5 protein-coding genes are annotated in these 5,240 nt (G+C 71.9%); all 5 read right to left on the bottom strand.

Translation table 11 applies throughout. The features are described from left to right. Positions 1-747: ATP-binding cassette domain-containing protein (locus WML84_RS12625; protein ID WP_347346492.1), on the bottom strand; the 747-nt coding region annotated here is incomplete at its 3' end. A 65-nt stretch (positions 748-812) separates the two neighbouring features. Next, positions 813-1,601 carry an ABC transporter ATP-binding protein gene (locus tag WML84_RS12620; protein ID WP_347346491.1) on the bottom strand — a complete coding sequence of 263 codons (789 nt, stop codon included), beginning with the start codon at positions 1,599-1,601 and terminating at the stop codon, positions 813-815. Then, positions 1,598-2,563, bottom strand: a complete 966-nt coding sequence (locus WML84_RS12615; protein ID WP_347346490.1) for an ABC transporter permease — start codon at positions 2,561-2,563, stop codon at positions 1,598-1,600. The genes WML84_RS12620 and WML84_RS12615 overlap by 4 nt, the downstream gene beginning before the upstream one ends. After that, a complete protein-coding gene (locus WML84_RS12610; RefSeq protein ID WP_347346489.1) occupies positions 2,560-3,510 on the bottom strand; it encodes an ABC transporter permease in 951 nt (316 codons plus the stop codon). The genes WML84_RS12615 and WML84_RS12610 overlap by 4 nt, the downstream gene beginning before the upstream one ends. Then, the gene (locus tag WML84_RS12605; protein ID WP_347346488.1) at positions 3,507-5,054 is read right to left on the bottom strand and encodes an ABC transporter substrate-binding protein; all 1,548 of its coding nucleotides are present in this window, start codon (positions 5,052-5,054) and stop codon (positions 3,507-3,509) included. Before WML84_RS12605 ends, WML84_RS12610 begins: the two co-directional genes overlap by 4 nt. Between the last annotated feature and the right edge of the window lie 186 nt (positions 5,055-5,240).

Raw genomic sequence — 5,240 nt, 5'->3', positions numbered from 1 at the left:
GGGCCCGGGCCCGATGACGGGGATGGAGGCGAGGAGTCGCCGAGTGTAGGCGACCTGCGGCTCCAGCAGCACCTTCTCGGTCGGACCCTCCTCGACGATGCGGCCGTCCTTCATCACGACGACCTCGTCGCACAGGTTCTGGACGACCCCGATGTCGTGCGACACCATCAGCAGCGTGAGCCCCTCGCTGCGGCGCAGCTCGCGCAGCAGCGCGAGGATCTGCGCGCGGACCGTGACGTCGAGCGCCGACAGCGGCTCGTCGCCGACCAGTACGCGCGGTCGGTGCGCGATCGCCCGCGCGAGCGCGATCCGCTGACGCTGGCCGCCGGAGAACTCGTGCGGAAAGCGATCGGCCATGTCGGGCTCGAGGCCCACCTGCACCAGCACCTCGCGCACGCGCGCCCGCCGGTCGCCCTCGATGCCCAGCGCCCACAGCGGCTCGGCGACGATGCGCCCGACGCTCATGCGCGGGTCGAGCGACGAGTACGGGTCCTGGAACACGATGCCGGTCTGACGGCGCAGCCAGTGCAGCGAGCGAGCGGATGCCGTGGCATCCACCTCTCTGCCATCGAACGCGACGGTGCCCGCGGTCGGAGTGTCGAGCCCGAGCAGCAGCCGCACGAGCGTCGACTTGCCCGACCCGGACTCGCCGATGATCCCGACCGCCGTGCCCTCGCGCACGTCGAGGTCGGCGTCGTCGAGCGCGGTCGAGAACCGCTTCGGCTCGAACAGGCGCGTGGCAGGCACGCGGTAGCGCCGCGTGAGCCCGCGCGCGCGGATCAGCGCGTCGTGCGGCAGGGCGGGGCGAACGCTCAATCCACACCTCCCGGGCGCCACAGCGTGGCGGTCGCGTCGCGCAGGAGGCCCTGTGTGACGGGGGAGCGCGGAGCGGTGAGCAGCTGCGTCACCGAGCCCTCCTCGACGACGCGGCCGTCCTCGAGCACGACGCCGTGCGTCGCGATCTGCGACAGCACCGCCAGATCGTGCGTGATGAACACGAGCGACATGCCGTCGTCCTCGACGAGCGAGAGCAGCAGCTCGAGGATCTCCGCCTGGATCGTGACGTCGAGGGCGGTGGTCGGCTCGTCGGCGATGAGCAGCCGCGGCCGGCACGCGAGCGCCATCGCGATCGCGACCCGCTGACGCTGCCCGCCCGACAGCTGGTGCGGATAGCGGGCGACGATGTCGGCGGGATCGGGCAGATGCACGCGGGATGCCTCCGCCACCGCCCGCGCGAGCGCCTCGCGTCGCGTGGCCCGCGTGTGGATGCGCACCGACTCCGCGATCTGACGCCCGACGGTGCGGATCGGGTTGAGCGCGGTGCGCGGCTCCTGGAACACGATGCCGATCTCGTCGCCGCGCAGCTCGGCCAGCTCGCGGTCGGGGAGCCCGATGAGCTCGCGGCCGTCCCACCGCACCGAGCCGGTCGCCGCGGCGCCGTCGGGCAGCAGTCCCAGGATCGCGAGCGCGGTGAGCGACTTGCCCGAGCCGGACTCGCCGATGAGCCCCACCCGCGCGCCGTCGGCGACGTCGAACGACACGCCGTCGACCACGCGCCGCCCGGCGATCTCGACCACGAGGTCGCGCACCTGGAGGCTCATGCGACCACCGCCGGAAGGGGAGCCCGCGCGGCCGCGGCGCGGCGGGAGAGCGTGGGGTCGGTCGCCTCGCGCAGCCCGTCGCCGAGCAGGTTCAATCCCAGGACGGTGAGCGTGATCGCGAGTCCCGGCCACACCACGGTCAGCGGGTGCGCGGAGATGAACGACTGCAGGTCGCGCAGGAGCAGGCCCCACGACGGCTCGGTCACCGGCGCGCCGAAACCCAGGTACGACAGCCCCGCCTCGGCGAGCACCGCGACCGCCATCGCCCACGACAGCTGCACGATGAAGACCGGGGCGATGTTGGGGAGGAGGTGCCGCCACAGGATCTGCGCGGAGTCCAGCCCGCTCGCGCGCGCGGCGAGCACGAAGTCGCCGTGCAGCACGCGGCGGAGCTCGGGCCGGGCGACCCGCGCGACGTTGACGCCGAAGCCGATGCCGACCGACACCACCACGACCCACAGCGAGCCGCCCCACACCGCCGAGATCATCATCGCGATCAGCAGCACCGGGAACGCGACGAGGATGTCGACGAGCACTGCGACCGACTCGCGCGTCCAGCGCGGCGTCAGCGCGCCGAGTGCGGCGAGCACGACGCCCACGAGGGTCGCGATCGCGCCCGCGCCGACCGCGACCCACACGGTGGTGCGCGCGCCGATCATGAGGAGGCTCGCGATGTCGCGCCCCGAGGCGTCCGTCCCGAGCAGATGCGGCCAGCCGGGCGGCGACCAGCGCGCCGAGACGTCCACGTGCTGCGGGTCGAACGGCGTCCAGAACAGGGCGACGAGCGCGACGAGCGCGATCACGGCGACGACGATCAGGCCGAACCGTCCCGTCGACACGCCCCACAGGCGCGCGAGCCACGCCCACCGCGAGGGCGCTCCCACGCCGGCGGACACCGCGCCCGACGGCACCGGTGCCGCCACCGACCGGGATCCCGGCTCGCCCGAGGACGCCGCGCTCATGCGGCCTCCCGCTGCCGGGGGTCGATGAGCCGGTGCACGAGGTCGACGGCGAAGCCGACGAGCAGCACGAAGCTCGTCAGGGCGAGGAGCTCGCCCTGCACCTTCGGGAGGTCGCGGTTGCTGACGTCGGCCACCAGCATCCGTCCGATGCCGGGGAGCGTGAACAGCTGCTCGATCACGACGGCGCCGACCACGATGCCGGCGATCTGCAGGCCGAGGACCGTGACGATCGACAGCCCCACGCTCGGCAGGCCGTGCCGCACGAGCGCCGCGTTGCGGGTCAGCCCCTTCGCGGCGGCGGTGCGGACGAAGTCCTGGCCGACGGCCTGCAGCGTCGCCGAGCGCACGAAGCGCAGCAGCATGGCGCCCTCGACGATGCCGATCGTCAGCGCGGGGAGGAGGAGCGAGCGCAGTGCCGGTCCCGGGCGCTCCCAGCCGTCGCGGGGGAACCCCTGCGCGGGCAGCCAGCCGAGCCACACCGCGAAGACGATCACGAGCATCATGCCCGCCCACACCACCGGCACCGCGGCGATCGCCTGCGCCCCGACGCTCAGCGCGGTGCCGCCCGCGCGGCGGCGCCACATCGCCGAGAGCACCCCGAGCGGCACGGCGATCAGGAGCGCGATCGTCAGGGAGAGCAGGCCCAGCGGCACGGTGACCTGCGCCTTCTCGGCGAGCTCGGTCGCCACCGGCGTGCCGGTGAGCATGGACGTGCCGAGGTCGCCGCGCAGCACGCCGCCGATCCACGTCGTGTACTGCAGCGGCAGCGGGTCGTCGAGGCCGAGACGCTCCCGGATCGCGGCCAGCTGCGCCGGCGTCGAGCCGACGCCGGCGATGAGCTGCGCCACGTCGCCCGGGAGCACGCGGAGGGTGAGGAAGATCAGCGCACTGGCGACGAACAGTCCGAGCACCAGCAGGGACAGTCGCGTCAGCGCGTAGCGGATCACCCCTTGCTCTTGGCGAGCTCGGCCAGGTTGAGGCGCTCGTTGACGTTGTCGGCCGGCATCCCCGAGATGTCGGCGGTGGATGCCACGACCGACGCCCCGTTGAACAGCCAGTCGGCGGCCATGTCCTCCGACACGATCCGTGCGGCCTGGGCGAGGAGGTCGGCGGCCTTCGCCTCGTCGGTGGCCGCGAGGGACTCCTTGTACAGGCGCTGCACCTCGGGGTTGTCGTACCCGAAGTAGTACGCCGGGTTGGTCCAGTTCTCGAAGTCGCGCGCCTCGGTGTGCAGCACGAAGCTGAGGTCCCAGCCGTCGTTGACGTACGTGGTGGGGTTCTCCTCGGGGTTCTTGTTGGCGTAGACGTCGTTGATCCAGGTCGGGAACTCGACCGAGTCGACCTTCAGCTCGATGCCGACGGCGGCGAGGTCGGAGACGAGGATCTGCGGGATGATCGTCGGGTACCCGTTGTAGATCGTCAGCGTGAGGCTGAGGTTCGTGGCACCGGCCTCGGCGAGCAGCGCCTTCGCGGCATCCGGGTCGTACGGCGCGACGTCGGAGAGGTCCTCGTAACCCGGGTCGAGCTCGGGGATGGGCCCGTAGAGCGTCTGTCCCGACTCGAGCGCCTCGACGAGCGCGTCGTGGTCGATCGCCTGACGGATGGCCTGACGCACGCGCTCGTCGGAGAGCGCGGGCTTCGTCGAGTTCATCGCGAGGGTGCCCTTGTCGGTGGACTTCCCGAAGTTCACCGTGAAGTCGCCGCCGGCCTCGATCTGGTCCTTGAGGGTCGCGACGAAGCCCGTGACCACGTCGATCTCGCCGGCGAGGGCGGCGTTGAGCGCCGCCTGGTTGTCGGGGATGTAGTCGAAGACGACCTCGGCGACCTTCGCCTCGTCGCCCCAGTAGTCGTCGTTGCGCTCGAACGTGATGCTGTCGCCCTGCTTCCAGCTGGCGAGCGTGAACGGACCGGTGCCGTTGGTCTTGGTCTTGCGGTCGATCGTGTCGCCCTCCTTGAGGACGAGGCCCGCGCGGCCGCTGAGGTTCCAGAGGAACGACGAGTCGGGCTGGGCGAGGGTGATCGTGATCTCCTGCCCGTCCGCCGCGATCGACGAGATGCCGGCCAGGCGCGCCGAGTCGCGGTAGGCCGCGTTGTCCTTGACCTGGTTGAGCGACCACACGACGTCCTGCGGCGTGAGCTCCTGCCCGTCGTGGAAGGTCACGCCCTCGCGCAGCGTGAACGTGTAGGTGAGCCCGTCGCCCGAGACCTCGTAGTCGCTCGCGAGCGAGGGCACGATCTCCTGCTCGGGCGTGCGGGCGACGAGCCCCTGGTAGACGTTGTCGATCAGGATCTGGTCGAGCGCGGCGCCGGCCGTCTCGCGGATGTCGAGGTTGGACGGCTCGAGCACCAGACGGATCGTGACCGAGGCGTCGGTGTCGGGCGCACCGGCGGAGCCCGTCGACTCCGGCTCGGAGCCGCCCGAGCAGGCGGTCAGCAGCAGCGCTCCGGTGACGACCAGGGCGGCGGCCGCGAGGGCGGTGCGTCGAAGCATGTCGAGACGTCCTTTCACGAGGGGCGGACGGGCAGGTCACCCGCCTGCGGACTCGATGCGCGTTACAGCATATGATCCGCGGCGAGCGGCCGTGGCATCCGATGACATGAACGTCCACATGGCCTCATCCGTTCCCGATCGCCTCGGCGATCAGTCGGGCGAGCTCGCCGGGGAGCTCCTCCTGCA

The organism is Microbacterium sp., from assembly GCF_039812165.1.
Lineage (GTDB): Bacteria > Actinomycetota > Actinomycetes > Actinomycetales > Microbacteriaceae > Microbacterium.
The sequence above is the reverse complement of the archived record's forward strand: the minus strand, read 5'-3'. Positions and strand labels throughout refer to the sequence as shown.